Annotated in this window: 2 protein-coding genes; both read right to left on the minus strand. The window is 61.5% G+C overall.

The window, feature by feature from the left end:
• On the minus strand, positions 1-1002 hold a 1002-nt coding region (locus tag ED901_RS15790; protein ID WP_122096492.1), incomplete at its 3' end, for a phage tail tape measure protein.
• Positions 995-1063, minus strand: a complete 69-nt coding sequence (locus ED901_RS15795; protein ID WP_371414314.1) for a GpE family phage tail protein — start codon at positions 1061-1063, stop codon at positions 995-997. The genes ED901_RS15790 and ED901_RS15795, both read right to left, overlap by 8 nt.
• Positions 1064-1084 lie beyond the last annotated feature (21 nt).

The following is a 1084-nucleotide window of genomic DNA, read 5'->3' on the forward strand; positions in this document are numbered from 1 at the left end:
TTCGCCCAGCTCAATCAGGTTGGTGTTCGAGCTGGTAAACCCTTTGGTCATCACGTCAGAGACGCGCTTAATCTGATCCATCGGGATGTTGAACGCCGACTGCATGTTTGTGACGATGTCGGCGGCGTCGGCGATATCAATCCCCGAAGCCAGCGACAGGTTCACCGTTGATTCGGTTGAGCTGAGAATGGAGTCGGCGTTATAGCCGGAGCGGGCAAGTACGCCCTGCGTGCGCGCAACGTCCATCGGCGAAAATGCCGTACTTCCGCCGATATCGCGCGCCTGCTGCCGGATAGCCGCCAGCTTTTTGTCGGTTTTATCCAGCCCGAGGATCGCCTGTGTGCCGGACATCTCTTTATCAAAAGTGATGCCTGGGGCGATAAATTTCCCCTCTGCATACAGCGCCGCCGAACCCACGCCCATCGCTACCGCGCCGTTATTTCGGATAGTGTCGCCTGCGCGCTGGGTTGCCTGAAAACGCCTGCGGCTGTTTTCCCGCCGCTGCTGCTGCCGGTTCAGCCTTGCCAGCTCCTCCCGCTGACGGGCAAGCGTGGCGTTCGCCTCCTGCGAGCTGGCTCGTAACCGGCGCTGCTCGGCGGCGAGGTTCCGCGTGGAAATCCCCGCCGACTCCAGCGCGCCGCGCTGCCGCTGCACGGAGTTGCGCAGACTGTTTTCTTTGGCCTGTAACTCGCTGGCGGCGCGCTTCGCTGCCTCCATCAGCCGCGTCTGCTTAGCCGTCGGGTTCGCGGTATTGGCAAACGCCTGCGACAGCCGGCTGGCTTCCTCTTTGGCTTTTTTCAGGCTGGCACGGGTGACGGCCAGCTGCGCGCTCGCCTTGCGAAAGCCGTCGATTTGCGACGCCTGCGCGTTGAGATTTCGCAGGGTGTCCTGCGTGTTGCGGATGTTTCCGCTGAGTGCCTTACTGGCTTTTTCCACCGAGCGGAAAGGGCGCGACGCCCGATCCACGGCGTTCAGCAGCACCTGCAAACGTAAATTACTCACTTTCAGCTCCGCTACGCAGTAACGCGCGACGCCGCCAGCCGATAATCTCGGTCAGCGACATCGCAAAGAGTTCCGAGGGCTG

This window comes from Rahnella sp. Larv3_ips (assembly GCF_003697865.1).
Classification (GTDB): domain Bacteria; phylum Pseudomonadota; class Gammaproteobacteria; order Enterobacterales; family Enterobacteriaceae; genus Rahnella; species Rahnella rivi.